Origin of the sequence: Paraburkholderia franconis (assembly GCF_009362735.1) — a bacterium.
GTDB lineage: Bacteria > Pseudomonadota > Gammaproteobacteria > Burkholderiales > Burkholderiaceae > Paraburkholderia > Paraburkholderia franconis.
In genome coordinates, this window is sequence record NZ_WHNP01000014.1 from 35390 (window position 1) to 54959 (window position 19570).

The following is a 19570-nucleotide window of genomic DNA, read 5'->3' on the forward strand; positions in this document are numbered from 1 at the left end:
CGGGCGGCATGCTGTTCCGCTTGCGGGCGCGTAGCGCTTATTGCGCGTGGGCTTGAGCTTTCGTCGCTTGTCTCTGCGCGCGTTGCGTTTGCGCGACTTGTGCTTGCGCTTCGTGCGTAGCGCGCGCGGCACCGAACGCACTCACCTGGTACGACGCGCCGAACAGCGCCTTCAGGCGGTCTGTCCAGCCTGCCTTCGCATCGGCGGCGGCGCCGCTCAGCTCGACGCGCGTGCCGCCGATCTTCATCTCGGCGCCCGGCGTCTGCATCAACGGCAACAGCGCGTCGACGTGCGCGAGCCAGTCGGCGGCCTTCGTGTTGTTGTTGTCGTCGACGGTGATATCGGCGTTGAAATTGCCCGCGCCGAATCTCGCCGTCAGCGCGTTCAACAGAACGGATTTCTCCGCGACGTTCTGCACGGTTGCGGTAATCGTCGGCTTGCCGTGCTTGTCGACGGCGACGATCAGTCGCGAATCCTTCACCGCCGCGGATGCCTGTGGCTCGATCCTGCCCGTCGTGCTCGCCGCGTCATCCGGCCGCGCTTCCGATGCGGACTGTGCTGCCACATCCGGCGTGTCGGCGGAAGGGCCTGCCGTGATCGTTGGAGCCGTTGCTGCGACGGCATTGCGGCCGAGGAAATTCACCGCCGACGGGCAGTAAGCCAGCGCGACCCACGTCAGCATCGCGGCCACCGCGCCGAGCAACGCCGACAAGGCTACTACGCCGAACCAGTGCTTCGCCTTCGGGCCGCCATAGCGCACTTCGCGCACCGTCTGCGCCGCCGGCGCGGCAGCCGCCGCAGACGCGGACGGCGCCGGTTCGGCAGCATCGCGAGCTGGCGCAGGTGCCGCAGCCGGACGCTCGAAATGCGCCGACACCGCGCGCACGTGCAAGCCGACGGCGTTCACGAACGCGGACGCGCTACCCAGCCCGAGCACGGTCGTCAGACCGTCGTTCAGATGAGGCGCGATGGCCGGCAACTGCTGGCCGAGCAGCGTCGGCAGCTGACCGATATTGCCCTGCTGAGCCAGAAGATGACGCTTCAGCACGCCCATCAGGATGCTGCCCGCAATGCCCGTCACCGCGTGCGTCGCGTGCGCGGGCACGCCCGTTTGCATCGACACGGCATCGCTCAGACCGTCGATGCGGCGCTCGAACGTATGTTCGAGCAACTGCCGTCCCGTCGACGACAGCTGCGTGACGCCCGTCGTGCTCGCGAAGATGCGCGGCAACTGCTCGCCGATGTCCGCATTGACTTCCTGGCCGAGAATCGTCGCGAACAGCGCGCGTGCGCCGTCGAGCGTCGCGCACCTGTTCAGGAGACCTGCAACGAGCGCCGGCGAGGCCGCATTCACGACTTTCGCCGTCGCCTCCGGCGGCAACCCGAGGCAGTTCGACAGTTGCCGAACCACCGCTTCCGGCAACGCCGACCGGATCAGTTCAATCACATTGACACTCATCGATTCGTTTCCCTGAATTTCGAGCGCGCGGCCACATGCGCTTCATTGGGGCGCGATTATAGGAGCGGGAAAATCTCAGAAATGAAGCGACGACTGAATTTTGAGCTTTATCGGACTAATCCTATTTAGCTGCTGCGCCAGCGGGTTCATCCGCGATAACGGACGACGCGCTCTCGCCGCGCGTGGCCGCGATGAAATCGGCGGCGCGCTCTCCGATCATCACCGTCAGCGCGTTCGTGTTGCCGCCGATCAGCGTCGGCATCACCGATGCGTCGACCACGCGCAGGCCCGTCACGGCACGCACGCGCAATTGCGCATCGACGACGGCGCGTTCGTGATAGATCGTGTCGGCATGCTCGGCGATCGTCGCACGCAGTTCGGCATCCGTCTGACCGGGACGCGTGTAGAGCTCGCGGCCGCCGCACAGCGCCAACGACGGCGCGTCGAGAATGCGCCGCGACAGATGCACGCCTTCGACGAGCAGATCGAGATCGCGCGGATCGCTGAGAAACGCCGGATCGATGACGGGCGTGACACGCGCATCGCTCGCGAGTGTGATCGAGCCACGGCTATGCGGACGCAGTACGCAGACATGCAGCGAATAGCCGTGTCCCCAGTGCATGTGGCGGTTGTGATCGTCGACGAGCGTGGTGCAGAAGTGCAGTTGCAGATCGGGCCGGTCGAGCGTCGGCCGGCTCTTCAGAAGGCCGCCCGCTTCCGCGACGTTGCTCGTCAGCATGCCGCGCCCGCTTCACAGACACGAGACGAAGCCCGGCACCATCTTCGCGAAGCCACGCAACGAGTAGCCCGGTGTGCGGGCCGGCCTCGATGAGCGCCATCGTCGCATCGGGACAGCGCTCCGCAAGACGGCCCGCGAGCGAACAGCCGCCCGAGCCTGCGCCGACGATCACGTAGTCGTATTGCATCCGCTCCTCCTCTGCTCACGCCGCGCGGCGTTGCCGGTGGCATCTGTCTCGTGCACACTTGTCTACGTGTGTTGACTGCGCATTGTAGGGAGCGAGGGCCGTTCGCGGCGCATCGATGACAGAGCGATCCCTCTAAACGGAACGCGCATCGGCCCCCTATGATGAAAGCTTCCGTCCGCGCAAAGCCGCGCGCCCGGACATCGTTCTAACACGGTCTTTCGCGCGCCGCTGTCCGTACACATGGCTTGCGCGCTCCAATCAAACAGCGCCTCGAAAAATGAACGGCGCGCGTCCGTCAAACGGAGACATGCGATGGAACGGTTCGGCCCCGGCAAGACGCACGACGTGACCAATCAGGTCCCGCCGCTCGCGAACTACAACCTGTTTTCGAGCGATGCCGCACTCGCCGCCGCCGTCGATCGCGAAGGCGCGGCGTGGCATCGCGATGCGCTCGCGCGCGACGGCGCCGCGCTGACGACACCCGATGTGCTCGCGCTCGCCGATCTCGCGAACCGTCATACGCCCGAGCTTGCGACCTTCAACCCGCGCGGCGAACGGATCGACGCGCTCGAGTTTCATCCCGCGTGGCACACGCTGCTCAGTCTGCTGCGTCGCGAGGGCCTGCAAGCGTTGCCGTTTTCCGATCCGCAGCGAGGCGCAATGGTTGCGCGCTGCGCGGGCTATTTCCTGCATGCGCAACTGGAATCCGGCTCACTCTGTCCGCTGACGATGACGTTCGCGAGCATCCCCGTATTGCAACGCGAGCCCGCACTGTTCGACACGCTGCGCGACAAGCTCTATTCCCGCGAACACGATGCGCGCGACGCGCCGCTCGATCAGAAGACTTCGATGATGGTCGGCATGGGCATGACCGAAAAGCAAGGCGGATCGGATGTGCGCAGCAACCAGACACAAGCGTTCGCGGCGAACGGCGGCGGACGCGGCGCGGCGTATCGGCTCGTCGGCCACAAATGGTTTTTCTCCGCGCCGCAGTGCGATGCGCATCTCGTGCTCGCGCGCACCGGCGATCAAGCAGGCCTTTCGTGCTTCTTCGTGCCGCGCTTCGCACCCGACGGCAGCAAGAACGCGGTGCACATCCAGCGTCTGAAGGACAAGCTCGGCAACCGCTCGAACGCAAGCAGCGAAGTCGAGTTCTTCGACGCCTACGGCCTCATGATCGGCGACGAAGGACGCGGCGTGCCGACCATCATCGAAATGGCGAACTACACGCGGCTCGACTGCGTGATCGGCAGCGCGGCATTGATGCGCGCCGCGCTCGTGCAGGCGGTCCATCACACGCGCCATCGCAGCGCGTTCGGCAAGCATCTCGTCGATCAACCTCTGATGCGCAACGTGCTCGCCGATCTCGCGCTCGAATCGGAGGCGGCGACGGTGCTGTTCATGCGCCTCGCGCGCGCATTCGAAGACACTGCGAACGCGCCCGAAGAACGCGCGTGGCGGCGGCTCGTGACGCCCGCCGCGAAGTACTGGGTCTGCAAGCGCACGCTCGAATTCACGGGCGAAGCGATGGAGGTGTGGGGCGGCAACGGCTACGTCGAAGAAGGACCGATGGCGCGCTTCTATCGCGAGGCGCCTGTGAATTCGATCTGGGAAGGCTCAGGCAACGTGATGTGCCTCGATGTGCTGCGCGCGATGGAGCGCGAACCCGACGCGGCGCAAGCCTTGCTGGCCGCGTGGCGCAAAGAGGCGCATGCGCATCCGGCGCTGAACGCGGCGATCGAACGGCTGATGAGCGCGCTGACGTCGGCGCCCGAAGCGCGCGAGGCGTCCGCGCGCCGCATCGCGCAGCAGATCGTGCTGATCGCGCAGGCTGTGTTGCTCGCGCAACATGCGCCGTCGTTCGTCGCCGATGCCTTCATCGCGACGCGGCTCGGTGAGGGCTGCGGAGAGAGCGGCCGCGTATATGGCACGCTGCCGTCCGCGTTCGATCATGCGGCGATCGTCGATCGCGGTTTCGCGGGCTGACTGCGCGGCACGACGCGCGAGACGAAGAACAACACAGAGAGGAACGATGAAAAACGACCTGCCGGAAATCGCAGCACTCGAAGGTCTGTTGCGCGAACAACGGGCCGCGTATCTGCGCGCACCGTATCCGTCGTGGGATCAGCGTGCCGCGCATCTGAAGGCGTTGCGCGATGTGCTGCTCGACAATCGCGATGCACTCGCGGACGCAATGAATGCCGACTTCGGCAATCGCGCGAAAGAAGAAATCCTGCTGGCCGAGTTTCTGCTCGTGAAAGAGGAGATCGACGGCGCGCTGCGTAACGGCAAACGCTGGATGACAGCGCAGCGGCGGGCGACGAACAAATGGCTGTTGCCCGCGCGCGCGAAGATCGTGCCGCAGCCGCTCGGCGTGGTGGGGATCATCGTGCCCTGGAACTATCCGGTGCTGCTTGCAGCCGGTCCGCTGATCAGCGCGCTCACGGCGGGCAATCGCGCGATCGTCAAGATGTCGGAGCTGACGCCGCGCACGTCGATGCTCTTCGAACAGCTGATCGCGCAGACCTTCGCGCGCGATCACATCGCCGTGGTCAATGGCGATGCAAAGCTTGCCGCCGCGTTCAGCGCGCAGCCGTTCGATCATCTGCTGTTCACCGGCTCGACGAAGGTCGGTCATGATGTGATGCGCGCCGCCGCCGGGCATCTGACGCCCGTGACGCTGGAACTCGGCGGCAAGTCGCCTGCGATCGTCGGGCCGAACGCGCGCTTCGCCTATGCCGTCGACAGCATCGTTGCGGGCAAGACGCTCAACGCCGGGCAGACCTGCATCGCGCCGGACTACGTGCTCGTGCCGCGCGGCAAGGAACAGGCGTTCATCGAACGGGCGCGCGTGCGCATGGCGCGCCTGTATCCGGACTTCGCGCGCAACTGCGATTACACGTCGATCATTTCGCCGCGCCATTTCGCGCGGCTGCAACGTCTCGCCGACGAAGCGCGCGAACAGGGCGCGCAACTGCACGCGCTCACCGATTCGACGCCCGATGCCAACGCGCGCCGCTTTCCGCTCGTCGTCGTGACTCAGGCACCCGATGCGTCCACGCTGATGAAGGAAGAGATTTTCGGGCCGCTGCTGCCCGTCGTTCCGTACGATTCGATCGACGATGCGATTCGCTATGTCAACGCGCGGCCGCGTCCGCTGTCGCTGTACCTGTACGAAGAGGACAAGGCCACGATTACGCGCGTCACGCACGAGACGATCGCGGGCGGCATGTCCGTCAACGAGACGCTGATGCACCTCGCTTGCGAGAGCCTGCCGTTCGGCGGCGTCGGCGCGAGCGGCATGGGCGCGTATCACGGATATGAGGGCTTCGTCACGTTCTCGAAGATGAAGCCGGTTTTCACGCAGGCACGCTTCAATGGGCGCGGATTGATCGCGCCGCCATACGGCAAGCGCGTGCGGGCGCTGCTTGCGTTGATGATGCGGCACTGAGGCCCGGTCGTGCCGCTGTGTTCTTTGGCGGCTACCGCGCCGCTTCCGATGGCGGCGTCGTGGAAACGACAAGTTCGGTGGACGGCGCGTCGTCGGCCGCGCCGCTTTCGAGCCGATGCAGCCACGCCAGCAGCTCCGCAACGGCCTGATACAACGGCGGCGGAATGCGCGAGTTGAGATCGACCTGCATCAGCAGCGACACCATCTCCGGTGCTTCGTGCACGTACAGGCCCGCTTCCTTCGCGCGCTGCACGATCATGTCGGCGACGAGCCCGTAGCCCTTCGCGACGACGCGCGGCGCCTCGTCATGACCGTGCGAATCGTAGACCAGCGCCGCCGCGCTCCTGCGATGGGTGCGGCTCATTGCAGGTCCCAGTCGAAGTTGTCGGCGGCGGCGTCGTGCGAATGCGGCTTGCCCGCCGGCGCATCCGCCGACCTCGCATACGCCGACGCCGCAGCGGCCGCCGCAGCCGCACCGCCCGCAAGCGCATTCCCGCCGATCTCACGGATCGACAGCCCGCTCAGCTCGATGCCCGCCTGCGCGAGCCGCTGCCGGAACGCGTCGCCCTGCGCCGACAGACGCGCCGCGCCGCCCGGGCTCGCGAGCACGCGCGCGACGAGCCGCGTGCCCGTGAGCGTGAGTTCGGCGTCGACAGTGCCGAGCGTCGGCAGCGACAGCGTGAGGCGCGTACGCCACGGATACTCGTCGTCGGCGGAAGAAGCGCCGCTGCCGCCGCGCCGCCATTCGTCACCTTCCTGCTCGATCGTCCAGTCGAGCCGCGCGCCGGGCCATGCCTCGCCCGTCCAGCGGAACTGTCCCGTCGCGAGCAGATCGAGCTGCTGGCGCACGAGCGGAATCGTCGCGGGATGCAGCGCCGCGGCCATCGACTGCGGCTGACGCCCGTTGCTGTCGTCGATGCCCGCCGCGTTGGCCGAAGCCGCATGCGGCGCCGCGTGCTCGTCCGTCATGTCGATGATGTCGTGCGTCGCCATGTCGAACGTCGTGAAGCGCGCCGACTGCGCATGCGGACCGTCGGGCGCGCCGCGCGCAGCGAAATTCGCCGAAGCCGCTGCGCCCGAACCCGCGCCGCTCGCCAGATGGCCTTGCGTCCACGACAACGGATCGTCGGCGTCGTGGCTCCAGTCGAGCGGCAACTGCGACGCCATGTCGGCGAGATGATTCTGCGGCTCGGCGGCGAGCGATTCGACGGGCCTCTGCCCCGAAAGCCACTGTGCGAGATGCGATTCGTAGAAGAGCCCGCTTTCGTCGACGGTGCGCCTGAGCGCCGCCGCGAGTTCGGCGACGGGCACAGGCGCCGCGACGACATTCGATGCCGCGTTCGATCCCTGCGCCGCGTTCGCGCCGTTCGCGCCCTGCGATGCCGCCGGATTCCCCGCCGCGTTCGCCGCAGCGGAAGCGCCCGATGTCCCCGTCACCGCATCGAACAACGGCAATGGCGCGACATCGATAGCGGGCGCGGCGGGCCACACGGGCACCTGCCCGACGAGCGCGGGCGTCGCCTCGCCGCCCGAGCGCGTGATGGAGTCGAGCGTCAGCGCGACGGCGGACAATGCCGTCTGCGCGGAAGCGGGCAAAGGCGCGGGCGTGGCCGCAACGGACGTAGGAGGTGTTCTGACGTTGAGCGACGCGTCCGCCTGCGAGGCCGTCGCACCGGCACGCGCGCCGACGGAAAGGAGGCTGTCGATGCGGCTAGCCAGCAGCGTTGCCACCGTCGAGTCGATTCCGTTCATGCCCGCTTCCTTTCGCGTCTTGACGATGCGCGGCCGCTAGCGGCGCGTGCGCCCATGCGGCTCATGTTGGACCGTGTTACTGGACCGGAAAAAAGCGCTCAGCGCGCCTGGTAGAGTTCCTTCAATACGATCGCGGGACGGCCCGGCGCAAAGAGCGCCTGCAGCTTCGCCATGCGCGGGTTCGCCAGATCGCGGACCGTTGCGTCGTTCGCGAGGATCTGGCGGATCAGATCGAACTTGCGCGCGCGGTCGTCCTCGGACAGCCGCACGGACGTCTCCGCGTTCTTCAGCGCGTCGACGAGATGACGGTAGTCGTCCTGCAACAGGACGAGATCGTTCCACGCCGCGTTTCGCGCTGCCATCACCATCTGCACCGAAATCACTGCAATTGCCTCGTAGCGGGCAAGATATTCTTCGTTCGAATTCATCTCATGCTTTCCGCGGACGACTGCGTCGCCATCCGCGCGATCTCCGGCGCGATTCCGAGCCAGGCTTCCTCGAGTGTCGCCAGCAAGCCGTCGACCTCGACGAGCATTGCTTCGCTTTGCTTGATGTTCGCCTCGAGCAGTCGCCGCGTCATGTACGAATAGAGCGCATCCAGACGACTCGCGATTTCTCCGCCGGCTTCCAGGTTGAGCGCCTGCTGCAATCCCTCGCTGATGATCCTGATCGCCTTGGTGATCGCCTGCCCACGCCCCGGAATGTCGCCCTGCTGCAGATGCATGCGGGCCTGCGCGATTGCCTGACGCGCGCCCTGGTACAGCATCACGATCAGACGGTGCGGGCTCGCGCCCATCGCTCCTGTCTCCAGGCCGACGCGAGCGTAGGCGTTGGCTCCAGAGTGTCCCGGGGAAAACATCGGCGCTCCTCCTGTATTGCAGATGACGATCGATACGACAGCGGCAGGCTTGCCGGGAAACGCGCTGCATCGGCGTGCAACCCGGCAACCGGTCAGCCCTTGTACCAAGGTTATCGGATCGTACGAATAAAGCTTTAGGCCGCCGAAAGGAAGTGTCAGAAACGGGAGGCAGCCCGGCGGGGCGCCTGCGTGCCGTCGCGCGGCAGCACGGTGGCTGCCGGCCGCGAGCGCCGCTTCAGACGGTCATCTGCATGATCTCGTTGTAGGCCGACACGAGCTTGTTGCGCACCTGCAGGCCGAACTGGAAGCCGACGTTGGCCTTCTGCATGTCCACCATCACGTCGTTCAGCGACACGTTCGGCGCGCCGATCTCAAATGCATGAGCCTCGCCGACTGCGTTCTGCTGGTCGTTGCTGATCTTGTCGATCGAGGCCTTCAGGGCCGACGCGAAGCCGCCCGCCGTGGCCGCGCCGGAACCGTTCGCGGCGGGCGCGCTGCCGCCCGCGGCCTGGGCGGCCATCGACTGCATCTGCTGCAACGCCGACGTGAGCGGATTGATAGGCACCGTCATGTTCTCTCCAGAAGTGGGATGCGGCGAGCATTCGCGCCGTGCACCGATTGGACAGGAAGCATAGCAGCGGGCCCCTTCCGAAAGCCGCGAAAGTAAGGGGGAAACCCCCCGCTATTCGAAGCATCGGGTTGCCAGCCCATGCGGATAATCCCTAGCGTGAAAGTCTCTGCCGGTGCGCGCCGCAAGCCCGGGCGCCGCCGGCAGAACTCGAAAGCATTCCGGAGAAACCCGACGCATGGATTCGTCAGCCAACTCTTTGATCAACCCCGACGCCCGCATGGGCCTCGCCGGCGCGCAGCCGGGCACGGCAGGCGCGGCCACGGCCGGTGCAGCGGGCATCGACCTCGGCGGCACGGGCGGCGGTGGCTTCCCCACGCGCTTTCCTGGCCTGCCCGCGTCGCTGTCGCAGATGCGCGGCAACCCGCGCGCGCCGCTGATCTTCGCGGTGGCGGTGCTGGTCGCCGTCATTGCGGGGCTGATCCTCTGGTCGCGCGCGCCGGATTACAAGGTGCTCTACAGCAACGTCTCCGATCAGGACGGCGGCGCAATCGTTGCCGCGCTCCAGCAGGCGAACGTGCCGTACAAGTTTTCCGATGCGGGCGGCGCGATCCTCGTGCCCGCCGATCAGGTGCATGAAATGCGTCTGCGGCTCGCGTCGCAGGGCCTCCCCAAGAGCGGCTCGGTCGGCTTCGAGCTGATGGACAACCAGAAGTTCGGCATCAGCCAGTTTGCCGAGCAGGTGAACTATCAACGCGCGCTGGAAGGCGAACTGCAGCGCACGATCGAGTCGATCTCGACGGTGAAGACGGCGCGCGTCCATCTGGCGATTCCCAAGCCGACCGTGTTCGTGCGCGACCGCGAAGCGCCGTCGGCGTCGGTGCTCGTCAATCTGTATCCGGGCCGCATGCTCGACGAAGGCCAGGTCGTGGCGATCACGCATATGGTGGCGTCGGCCGTGCCCGATCTGCCCGTGCGCAACGTGACGATCATCGACCAGGACGGCAGCCTGCTCACGCAGGCGGCCGCCAACGGCAGCGGCCTCGACGCGACGCAGCTGAAGTACGTGCAGCAGATCGAGCACAACACGCAGCAGCGCATCGACGCGATCCTGGCCCCGCTGTTCGGCTCGGGCAACGCGCATTCGCAGGTGAGCGCCGACATCGACTTCACGAAGGGCGAGCAGACGTCCGAAAACTACGGCCCGAACGCGAATTCGCAGCAGGCCGCGATCCGCAGCCAGCAGACCAGCACCGCCACGGAAATGACACAAAGCGGCGCGCAGGGCGTGCCGGGCGCGCTGTCGAACCAGCCGCCGCAGCCGGCCTCGGCGCCCATCGTCGCGAGCGCGAACGGCGCAAGCGGCGTGACGACGACGCCCGTCAGCGACCGCAAGGATTCGACGACCAACTACGAGCTCGACAAGACCGTCAGCCACACGGAAAAGGCGACGGGCGGCATCAAGCGCTTGTCCGTGGCCGTGGTGGTGAACTACATGCGCGTCGTCGACGCGAAGGGTCACGCGACGATGCAGCCGGTTCCCGCCGACAAGCTCGCGCAGGTCACGCAGCTGGTGAAGGACGCGATGGGCTTCGACCAGGCGCGCGGCGACTCGGTCAACGTGGTGAACAGCGCGTTCACGACGATCCCCGATCCGGACGCCGACCTGCCGTGGTGGCGCACGAAGGACATGATCGCGCTGTACAAGCAGATCGCGGCGTATGCGGGCATCGGCGTCGTCGCGCTGTTCCTCTACTTCGTGATGGTCAAGCCGGCGCTGCGCCGCGCGTTCCCGCCGCCCGAGCCGCCCGCCGCGCTGCCGTCGCCGGACGAGCCCGTGCTCGACGGCCTGCCGGGCGCGGTCGCGATCGACGCCGAAGAGGAAGAAGGCACGCTGGTCGCGCTGGAAAGCGACAAGGTCAGATATGAGCGGAACCTCGAATACGCGCGTCAGATCGCGCGCCAGGATCCGAAGATCGTTGCAACCGTCGTGAAGAGCTGGGTGTCCGATGAGCACTGAAGGCGTATTGAAGAGCGCGCTCCTGCTGATGTCGATCGGCGAGGAAGAGGCAGCTCAGGTATTCAAGTTTCTCGGGCCGCGCGAGGTCCAGAAGATCGGCGTCGCGATGGCGTCGCTGAAGAACATCACGCGCGAGCAGATCGACGAGGTGCTGCACGAATTCGTCGCGGAAGCCGACAAGCACACCGCCCTGTCGCTGGATTCGAGCGAGTACATCCGCTCCGTGCTGACGAAGGCGCTCGGCGACGACAAGGCAGGCGCGATCATCGACCGCATCCTGCAGGGCAGCGACACGAGCGGCATCGAAGGGCTCAAGTGGATGGACTCGGGCGCCGTCGCCGAGCTGATCAAGAACGAGCACCCGCAGATCATCGCGACGATTCTCGTGCATCTGGACCGCGATCAGGCGTCGGAGATCGTCTCCTGCTTCACCGAGCGCCTGCGCAACGACGTGCTGCTGCGCATCGCGACGCTCGACGGCATCCAGCCCGCCGCGCTGCGCGAACTCGATGACGTGCTGACGGGCCTGCTCTCGGGCAGCGACAACCTGAAGCGCAGCCCGATGGGCGGCATCAGGACGGCGGCGGAAATTCTCAACTTCCTGCCGAGCAACCACGAAGAGTCTGTCATCGACAACGTCCGCCAGTACGACGCCGAACTTGCGCAGAAGATCATCGACCAGATGTTCGTGTTCGACAACCTGCTCGACCTGGAAGACCGCGCGATCCAGCTGCTGCTGAAGGAAGTCGAGTCGGAAACGCTGATCATCTCGCTGAAGGGCGCGCAGCCCGCGCTGCGCCAGAAGTTCCTGTCGAACATGTCGCAGCGCGCAGCCGAACTGCTCGCGGAAGACCTCGACGCGCGCGGCCCGGTCCGCGTGTCGGAAGTGGAAACGCAACAGCGCAAGATCCTGCAGGTCGTGCGCAATCTCGCCGAATCGGGAGCGATCGTGATCGGCGGCAAGGCGGAAGATGCGTATGTCTGACCACGATCCCGTGCGCGAGGAAAGCCGCCCGGCCTACCAGCGCTGGGAGATGGCCTCGTTCGACCCGGTGCCCGAGCCGGAACCCGTCGACGACGGCGCGTTCGAAGCCGAGCTGGAACGCCTGCGCGACGCCGCGCACGCGCAAGGCGTGGCGTCCGGCCATGTCGCCGGCCAGGCACTCGGCTATCAGGCCGGCTACGAGCAGGGCCGCGCGCAGGGCTTCGAGCAGGGTCAGGCGGAAGCGCGCACGGAAGCCGCGCAGCTCGCCGCGCTCGCGGAGACGTTCAAGGCGGCGCTCGACAACGCGCAGCACGAACTGTCCGAAACGATCGTCGCGCTCGCGCTCGACATCGCGCAACAAGTGGTGCGCCAGCACGTGCAGCACGATCCGACGGCGCTCATCGCCGCCGCGCGTGAAGTGATGGCGACGGAACCGGCGCTGATCGGCGCGCCCGCTCTGATCGTGAGCCCGGCCGACCTGCCCGTCGTCGAAGCGTATCTGCTCGAAGAATTGCAGACGCGCGGCTGGAGCGTGCGCACCGATCCCGCGATCGAACGCGGCGGCTGCCGCGCGATTTCGACCACGGGCGAAGTGGACGCCGGCATCGGCACGCGCTGGGAGCGCGTCGCCGCCGCGCTCGGCAAGGCAAGCACATGGTAAAGCCGACCATCGAAGACATTCAGCAGAGCGACCTCACGCCGCTCGAGCGCGAATTGGCGCTCGCGTCGTTCGGCGCCGAGGCGCTCACCGTCGCGCAAATGGAAGCGTCGCTCGCGGCACTGGAATCGGCGATTTCGTCGGCCCATGCGGGCGCCGACGCCATCACGTCCGATGCAGCCGACGCCGGCGCCAGCACACCGCATCCCGCCACGCATCCCATCGCCGCGCCCGCGAGCCGAGAGTCGGCGCCGCCGCCAAAGCGCACGCCCGATCCCGCGCTCGCCGGCAATCCGCATCTGCAAGCCTGGCGCGCACGCCTGAACGGCTTGCGCGAACGCAACCAGATCGCGCGGCCGCTGCGCGCATGCGGACGTCTCACGCGCGCGGCCGGTCTCGTGCTCGAAGCCGTCGGGCTGCGGCTCGCCGTCGGTTCGGAGGTGATGATCGAACTGCCGCCCGGCAGCACGCGCACGATGGCGGAAGCCGAAGTGGTCGGCTTCTCCGGTGACAAGCTCTTTCTGATGCCGACGACGGAGGTCGCTGGCCTCCTCCCCGGCGCGCGCGTCTATCCGCTCGAAACCGCGCCCATCGCCGATCCGATGGCGGGCGCGAAGCGTCTGCCCGTCGGCTGGGAGCTGCTCGGCCGGGTGGTCGATGCGTCGGGCAAGCCGCTCGACGGCTTCGGCCCGCTCAACGCGCGCAACGACGCGCCGCTCACCGCGCCGACCATCAATCCGCTGCACCGCGAGCCGATCCATAAGGTGCTCGACGTCGGCGTACGCGCGATCAATGCGCTACTCACCGTCGGACGCGGGCAGCGCATGGGCCTCTTCGCCGGCTCGGGCGTCGGCAAGTCGGTGCTGCTCGGCACGATGGCGCGCTACACGAGCGCGGAAGTGATCGTGATCGGCCTGATCGGCGAACGCGGCCGCGAAGTGAAGGAGTTCATCGAGCAGATTCTCGGCGAGGACGGTCTCGCGCGCTCGGTCGTCGTGGCCGCGCCCGCCGATGTGTCGCCGCTCTTGCGCATGCAGGGCGCCGCGTACGCGACGTCGCTCGCCGAATATTTCCGCGATCAGGGCAAGCACGTGCTCTTGCTGATGGATTCGCTGACGCGCTACGCGATGGCGCAGCGTGAAATCGCGCTCGCGATCGGCGAGCCGCCCGCGACCAAGGGCTATCCGCCGTCGGTGTTCGCGAAGCTGCCCGCGCTCGTCGAGCGCACGGGCAACGGCCCCGAAGGCGGCGGCTCCATTACCGCGTTCTATACGGTGCTGACGGAAGGCGACGACCAGCAGGACCCCATCGCCGATTCGGCGCGCGCGATTCTCGACGGCCATATCGTGCTGTCGCGCGTGCTCGCCGAAGCGGGCCACTATCCCGCGATCGACATCGAAGCGTCGATCAGCCGCGCGATGACGTCGCTCATCAGCGACGCGCATCTCGACCGCACGCGCCAGTTCAAGCAGATGCTGTCGCGCTATCAGCGCAACCGCGATCTGATCAACGTCGGCGCGTATTCGGCGGGACGCGACGGCGTGCTCGACCGCGCGATCGCGCTCTATCCGCGCATGGAAGCGTTCCTGCAACAAGGTTTTCGCGAAAGCGCCGGGTTCGAAGCCAGCGTCGCGCACCTCGATTCGCTGTTCGGTTAAGGGGACTGAATGAGCAAGCACTTTCCGATCAAGACGCTAATCGGTCTCGCGCAAGACGACGTCGATGCCGCCGCGCGCAAGCTCGGCCGTGTGCAGCGCGAGCGCAACGAGATCGAAGCGCAGCTGAATTCGCTGATCGAATACCGCGACGAATATCACCGCCGCTTTACGGAAACGGCGAAGGCGGGCATGCCCGCCGGCAACATGCGCAATTTCCAGGCATTCATCGATACGCTCGATGCGGCAATCGAACAGCAGCGCCAGTTGCTGGCCGCCGCGACGGCGCGTGTCGAAGCGGCGAAGCCCGAGTGGCAGCGCAGCAAGCAGAAGCTCGGCTCTTACGAAGTGCTCGAGGCGCGCGGCATCGCTGCGGAAGCGAAGGTCGCGGCACGCCGCGAGCAACGGGACGCCGACGAGCACGGCGCACGAATTCTCCGGATGCGGGCGGAAGGCGCATGAAGAGCGCTTCCGCGCATCGCGCGCCGTATCGCGCGCAACCGGACTGACACGACCAAACGAGATTTAGCATGTCGCCTCTTTCACTGATCAACTCGCTGCTCGGCGCAACGAGCGGCACATCGGGCAGCAGCGCATCGAATGGCGCAAGCGCGGGCAGCGCACAGCCCTTCTCGACAACGCTGCAACAAAGCATCGACGCGCAGAATCAGGCGCCTACCGCGCCGGCGCCGTCCCCGTCTGCTTCGCCTGCTCCCAGCGCAGCGTCATCGTCATCGTCATCGTCATCGTCATCGTCATCGTCATCGTCATCGGACGGTGCGACGGGTGCGGACAATTCCAGCGTGCACGACGCGCCGCCGCCCGCTGACGCATCGAAGAACACCAGCGCCGCCGACAGCGCGAACAGCACCGACAGCACGAAGTCCGCGAGCCAGACCGACGGCTCGCAGCAGACGTCATCGATGGGCGGCGCGAACGGCAAGGACAAGACCGACCCCGCGTCGAAGCAGAACGGCGACGCGCCGACCACGAGCGCGGCCACGGCTGAAACAGCGGCTGCGGCAGCAGCGGCCGCAGCAGCGGTTCAGGCACAGGCCCAGGCGAGCAGCGCGGCAAACGCAGCGAACGCGGCGGCCACGGCCGGCAGCGACACACGGCCGACGACGCCCGCCGCCACGCCTGTCGCGGGCAACACGACGACGCCCGTTATCCAGACGCCTTCGAAAAAGATCGCATCGCTCGATCCGAAAACGACACAAGACGCGCTGCAGGCGGCGTTTGCTGCGATGGCCAACGGCCAGGGCGCGGCACCCGCGATGAACACCGCGTCCGCGAAGGCGGGCACGCCTGCTACGGGCGACGCAACGCTCGGCGGCCACGGCGCGAACGCTGGAAAGGGCCTGACGATCGGCGATTTCCACAGCGCGAAGGGCGACGCGGCATCGTCGAACGCAGCCGCCACGGCCGCCGCATCCACAGGAACCGCTACGCCGCAAAGTCCCGCCGAAGCGCTTGCGGCGGCGACCGCGAGCGCGCCGCAGAACGCTTCCGCTGCGCCCGCGGCCGGCACGAACGACGCGCTCGCCGCGACCCAGGCAGCAGCGGCGGCAGCGGCGGCAGCGGCGACGGCAACGACAGTTGCGAGCCAGGCCTCCAATCCCGCGACGGCCGCGATGGCGAACGCCGTCGCGCCGCATGTCGGCACAGCCGACTGGGAAGACGCCTTCAGCCAGAAAGTCGTGTTCCTCACCAGTGCGCATCAGCAGTCGGCGGAACTCACGCTGAACCCGCGCGACCTCGGGCCGCTACAGGTCGTCCTCCAGGTTGCCGATAACCATGCACATGCCCTCTTCGTTTCGCAGCATCAGCAGGTGCGCGACGCGGTCGAAGCCGCGCTGCCGAAACTGCGCGAAGCGATGGAACAAGGCGGCATCGGATTGGGAAGCGCAAGCGTCAGCGACGGCTTTGCCCGGCAGACCGGCCAGCAGGGCGACGAGCGCAGCGGCAGCGCGCGCGGCGGGCGGGGCGGCAGCCGTGGCAACGCGGGCATCGGCGTCGCGGACAACGCGACGGCTGTGAACGTGCCCGTGCGCCGCACCGTCGGACTCGTCGACACGTTCGCCTGATTCCGCGCGCACAGCGCAAGCGGCTCGCCGTGAGGGCGGCGGCCGCGCCGTGCTTCCCTGATAACGATTGAAGGCATGCGTTGCGCGCGCAAAGGCCGCGTGCGCATGCCGATGATGAAAGCGACAGGAGCTTTCAGCGCACGGCCAGTCGATGCACGGGTGAGGCAACGATACGCATCGCGCTTGCACCCGCATCACAGCCGTCTCTGAACTCACGGCAGCAGCCACGGCAGTCGTCGGCTGGGACATCACGCGCGGCATGCGGCGCACCGCGCCGCGCGTCGATGAAGGATCGGCAAAAGTGGCCGGAACGAAGCAAACAAACGAGCTAAACGTGAATATCCCTTCTTTTCGACCCATCGCGGCACTGTCAGACACCTGAAAATTCACCTACAGCATTGAGGCAATCAATTCCATGGCATCCACGACCGCAAACCAGCCAGCCAACGCGAAGCCCTCGTCCCCGGGCCTCGTCAACCGCATTGTGGTGATCCTGCTGATCGCGCTGGTCGCTGCAGGCGCAGCCGGCGCAGCCACCTGGTTCTTCATGTCGAAGCGTGCGCCCTCCGCCGCGATGGCGGCAGGACCCGTGATAGCAGCCGCTCCCATCTTCTTCCCGCTCGAATCGATGACGGTGAACCTGCAATCCGACGACGGCCAGCTGCACTACCTGCGCATCGGCCTGACGCTGAAGCTCGCCGACCAGCGGGTTCAGGAGCATCTGACCGAACACATGCCCGAGATCCGCAGCCGCGTGCTGCTCGCGCTGTCGGCCAGGCGTCCCGATGAACTCGCGACGCTCGACGGCAAGAAAGCGCTCGCGAAGGAACTCGAAACGCTGGTCGAACAGCCGACCGAGCCGAATGGCCTGCAGGTGCGCGTCGAAGACGTGCTGTTCACCGAATTCGTCGTCCAGTAACGGCGCGTCGCGCTAACTGACTTGATCTTGAACCGCGCCATCCATCGCGAAGGGACGCACGAGGAATAGGAATGGGCCACGAAGAGTTCATGTCCCAGGAGGAGGTCGATGCCCTCCTCAAGGGCGTTACGGGCGAATCCGATTCGCAATCCGGCGAGGCCGAGCACGGCGGCGTCCGCCCGTACAACATTGCGACGCAGGAACGCATCGTCCGTGGCCGGATGCCCGGCCTCGAAATCATCAACGACCGCTTCGCGCGGCTCTTGCGCGTCGGCATTTTCAACTTCATGCGGCGCACGGCGGAAATCTCCGTCGGCCAGGTGAAGGTGCAGAAGTACAGCGAATTCACGCGCAACCTGCCGATCCCGACGAACCTGAACCTCGTCCACGTGAAGCCGCTGCGCGGCACGTCGCTGTTCGTGTTCGATCCGAACCTCGTGTTCTTCGTGGTCGACAACCTGTTCGGCGGCGACGGGCGCTTTCATACGCGCGTCGAAGGCCGCGACTTCACGCAGACCGAGCAGCGCATCATCAGCAAGCTGCTCGGCCTCGTGTTCGAGCACTACACGACGGCATGGAGGAGCGTGCGTCCGTTGCAGTTCGAATACTTGCGCTCGGAGATGCACACGCAGCTCGCAAACGTTGCCACCCCGAACGAGATCGTGATCGTCACGCAGTTCTCGATCGAATTCGGTTCGACGGGCGGCACGCTGCACATCTGCATGCCGTACTCGATGATCGAGCCGATCCGCGACGTGCTCTCGTCGCCGATCCAGGGCGAAGCGCTCGAAGTGGACCGCCGCTGGGTGCGCGTGCTGTCGCAGCAGGTGCAGGCCGCCGAAGTGGAACTGACGGCCGATCTCGCGCAGATCCCCGTGACGTTCCAGGAAATTCTCAACATGAAGGCGGGCGACGTGCTGCCCATCAACGTCCCCGAGCACATCACCGCGAAAGTCGACGGCGTGCCGGTGATGGAATGCGGCTACGGAATTTTCAATGGTCAATATGCGTTGCGGGTCCAGAAGATGATCAGCGCAGCGGACACGATGAAGGAAGCGGGATATGACTGAGCTGAACTCGACACCCGAAATGGACATGCCGGAAGAATCCAAGATCAACGATCCGGCGGCGGCCGGCAGCGCCGACGACGCTGCCCTCGACGACTGGGCGAGCGCGCTCGCCGAGCAGAACAACAATCCGCCCGTGAGCACGAGCACGGCGGGCGTGTTCCAGCCGCTGTCGAAGGTCGAGCCGACCACGACGCGCAACGACATCGACATGATCCTGGACATTCCCGTCCAGATGACCGTCGAGCTCGGCCGCACGAAGATCGCGATCCGCAATCTGCTGCAACTCGCGCAAGGTTCCGTCGTCGAACTGGACGGCCTCGCGGGCGAGCCGATGGATGTGCTCGTCAACGGCTGCCTGATCGCGCAGGGCGAAGTGGTCGTCGTGAACGACAAGTTCGGCATTCGCCTGACCGACATCATTACGCCGTCCGAGCGTATCCGGAAGCTGAATCGATGAAACACGCTGTACACCGGGCCGCGTCGCGCGCCAGCGCCATGCCGTTTTCGCGCCGCGCCCGTTTCATGTCGGCCGTTGCGCTGGCTGGTGTTGCGCTCTGCGCAAGCGCGTCGAACTTCGCGCACGCCGCCGACATGAACGCCGTCAACAATGCCGCAAAGATCGCCTCGAGCGTCGGCGCGGGAACGGCGGTGCCGTCGCTGGGCGTCGGCGCCGTGTTGCAAACGATCGTGGGGCTTGCCGTCGTGATCGGCCTCGTGTTCGGCTGCGCGTGGCTCGCGCGCCGCTTCGGCCTGCAGCCGGGCCAGCGCGGCGGCATCGTGAAGACGATCGGCGGCACGTCGCTCGGCGGCAAGGAGCGCGTGGCCGTCGTCGAGATCGGCGACACGTGGCTCGTGCTCGGCGCGGCGCCCGGCAATGTGCGTCTGTTGCACACGATGCCCGCCGGCTCGGCCACGGGCGGAATCCCTCTCACCGGTTCGGCCGCTGCGCCGGGCGCGGCAGGTTCGACCATCGGCGGCGGTCCCGTCCAGTTGAGCGGCACCTTCGGACAACGCTTTCGCGACGCGCTCAAAAACGAAGCCAGCAGACGTTTCCAGCGACGCGCGAGCGGAGAACAGTAAATGCAGTACGACCGAATTGACGCGCAGCGCGGCTGCGCTCGGGGTTTTCACGCCCTTTCCCGCGTATCTTCCCACGCCTCT

General features: G+C 66.6%; 18 protein-coding genes and 2 pseudogenes. 12 read left to right on the forward strand and 8 right to left on the reverse strand.

What is annotated here, in order from left to right:
- Positions 1 to 37: 37 nt before the first annotated feature.
- The 3 genes and pseudogenes from GCT13_RS16930 to GCT13_RS51195 all read right to left on the reverse strand — a co-directional run.
- The gene (locus tag GCT13_RS16930; RefSeq protein ID WP_152760023.1) at positions 38 to 1459 is read right to left on the reverse strand and encodes a DUF937 domain-containing protein; all 1422 of its coding nucleotides are present in this window, start codon (positions 1457 to 1459) and stop codon (positions 38 to 40) included.
- A gap of 121 nt (positions 1460 to 1580) precedes the next feature.
- Positions 1581 to 2267, reverse strand: a pseudogene (locus tag GCT13_RS16935) (GMC family oxidoreductase); the annotation flags it as partial.
- Positions 2268 to 2295: 28 nt separating this feature from the next.
- A pseudogene (locus GCT13_RS51195) lies at positions 2296 to 2385 on the reverse strand (hypothetical protein); the annotation flags it as partial.
- Between the two features lie 312 nt (positions 2386 to 2697).
- Here GCT13_RS51195 and GCT13_RS16945 point away from each other — a divergent pair.
- Both GCT13_RS16945 and GCT13_RS16950 read left to right on the forward strand, forming a co-directional pair.
- Positions 2698 to 4371, forward strand: coding sequence for an isovaleryl-CoA dehydrogenase (locus GCT13_RS16945; protein ID WP_152760025.1), 1674 nt, complete (start codon positions 2698 to 2700; stop codon positions 4369 to 4371).
- Positions 4372 to 4417: 46 nt separating this feature from the next.
- On the forward strand, positions 4418 to 5836 hold the full coding sequence (locus GCT13_RS16950; protein ID WP_152760027.1) for a coniferyl aldehyde dehydrogenase: 1419 nt from the start codon (positions 4418 to 4420) through the stop codon (positions 5834 to 5836).
- A gap of 31 nt (positions 5837 to 5867) precedes the next feature.
- On the opposite strand, the gene GCT13_RS16955 is transcribed toward GCT13_RS16950, so the two are convergent.
- The 5 genes from GCT13_RS16955 to fliE form a co-directional block, all read right to left on the reverse strand.
- Positions 5868 to 6200: an EscU/YscU/HrcU family type III secretion system export apparatus switch protein gene (locus tag GCT13_RS16955; RefSeq protein ID WP_152760029.1), complete on the reverse strand. Its 333-nt coding sequence runs from the start codon at positions 6198 to 6200 to the stop codon at positions 5868 to 5870.
- Positions 6197 to 7588 carry a flagellar hook-length control protein FliK gene (fliK, locus tag GCT13_RS16960; RefSeq protein WP_152760031.1) on the reverse strand — a complete coding sequence of 464 codons (1392 nt, stop codon included), beginning with the start codon at positions 7586 to 7588 and terminating at the stop codon, positions 6197 to 6199. Before fliK ends, GCT13_RS16955 begins: the two co-directional genes overlap by 4 nt.
- A gap of 98 nt (positions 7589 to 7686) precedes the next feature.
- Positions 7687 to 8016 carry a flagellar protein FliT gene (locus tag GCT13_RS16965; protein WP_152760033.1) on the reverse strand — a complete coding sequence of 110 codons (330 nt, stop codon included), beginning with the start codon at positions 8014 to 8016 and terminating at the stop codon, positions 7687 to 7689.
- Positions 8013 to 8447, reverse strand: a complete 435-nt coding sequence (gene fliS / locus GCT13_RS16970; RefSeq protein ID WP_152760035.1) for a flagellar export chaperone FliS — start codon at positions 8445 to 8447, stop codon at positions 8013 to 8015. The genes GCT13_RS16965 and fliS overlap by 4 nt, the downstream gene beginning before the upstream one ends.
- 235 nt (positions 8448 to 8682) lie before the next feature.
- On the reverse strand, positions 8683 to 9018 hold the full coding sequence (gene fliE / locus GCT13_RS16975; RefSeq protein ID WP_152760037.1) for a flagellar hook-basal body complex protein FliE: 336 nt from the start codon (positions 9016 to 9018) through the stop codon (positions 8683 to 8685).
- Positions 9019 to 9253: 235 nt separating this feature from the next.
- On the opposite strand from fliE, the gene fliF reads away from it, so the two are divergent.
- From fliF to fliO, 10 genes are all read left to right on the forward strand, one after another.
- Positions 9254 to 11035 (forward strand): flagellar basal-body MS-ring/collar protein FliF, encoded by a 1782-nt coding sequence (gene fliF, locus GCT13_RS16980; protein WP_152760039.1) that lies wholly within the window; start codon positions 9254 to 9256, stop codon positions 11033 to 11035.
- Positions 11025 to 12020 carry a flagellar motor switch protein FliG gene (gene fliG / locus GCT13_RS16985; protein WP_152760041.1) on the forward strand — a complete coding sequence of 332 codons (996 nt, stop codon included), beginning with the start codon at positions 11025 to 11027 and terminating at the stop codon, positions 12018 to 12020. The genes fliF and fliG overlap by 11 nt, the downstream gene beginning before the upstream one ends.
- Positions 12007 to 12681, forward strand: coding sequence for a flagellar assembly protein FliH (fliH, locus tag GCT13_RS16990; protein ID WP_407670808.1), 675 nt, complete (start codon positions 12007 to 12009; stop codon positions 12679 to 12681). The genes fliG and fliH overlap by 14 nt, the downstream gene beginning before the upstream one ends.
- The gene (fliI, locus tag GCT13_RS16995; protein WP_152760045.1) at positions 12675 to 14336 is read left to right on the forward strand and encodes a flagellar protein export ATPase FliI; all 1662 of its coding nucleotides are present in this window, start codon (positions 12675 to 12677) and stop codon (positions 14334 to 14336) included. The genes fliH and fliI overlap by 7 nt, the downstream gene beginning before the upstream one ends.
- Before the next feature lie 9 nt (positions 14337 to 14345).
- A complete protein-coding gene (fliJ, locus tag GCT13_RS17000; protein WP_152760047.1) occupies positions 14346 to 14795 on the forward strand; it encodes a flagellar export protein FliJ in 450 nt (149 codons plus the stop codon).
- 68 nt (positions 14796 to 14863) lie between these two features.
- Positions 14864 to 16420, forward strand: a complete 1557-nt coding sequence (locus tag GCT13_RS17005) for a flagellar hook-length control protein FliK (RefSeq protein WP_152760049.1) — start codon at positions 14864 to 14866, stop codon at positions 16418 to 16420.
- Positions 16421 to 16835: 415 nt separating this feature from the next.
- Positions 16836 to 17339, forward strand: a complete 504-nt coding sequence (fliL, locus tag GCT13_RS17010; RefSeq protein ID WP_152760051.1) for a flagellar basal body-associated protein FliL — start codon at positions 16836 to 16838, stop codon at positions 17337 to 17339.
- Positions 17340 to 17410: 71 nt separating this feature from the next.
- Positions 17411 to 18409, forward strand: a complete 999-nt coding sequence (gene fliM, locus GCT13_RS17015; protein WP_152760054.1) for a flagellar motor switch protein FliM — start codon at positions 17411 to 17413, stop codon at positions 18407 to 18409.
- Positions 18402 to 18866, forward strand: a complete 465-nt coding sequence (gene fliN / locus GCT13_RS17020) for a flagellar motor switch protein FliN (protein WP_152760056.1) — start codon at positions 18402 to 18404, stop codon at positions 18864 to 18866. Before fliM ends, fliN begins: the two co-directional genes overlap by 8 nt.
- Positions 18863 to 19489, forward strand: coding sequence for a flagellar biosynthetic protein FliO (gene fliO / locus GCT13_RS17025; protein WP_152760058.1), 627 nt, complete (start codon positions 18863 to 18865; stop codon positions 19487 to 19489). The genes fliN and fliO overlap by 4 nt, the downstream gene beginning before the upstream one ends.
- Positions 19490 to 19570: the final 81 nt, after the last annotated feature.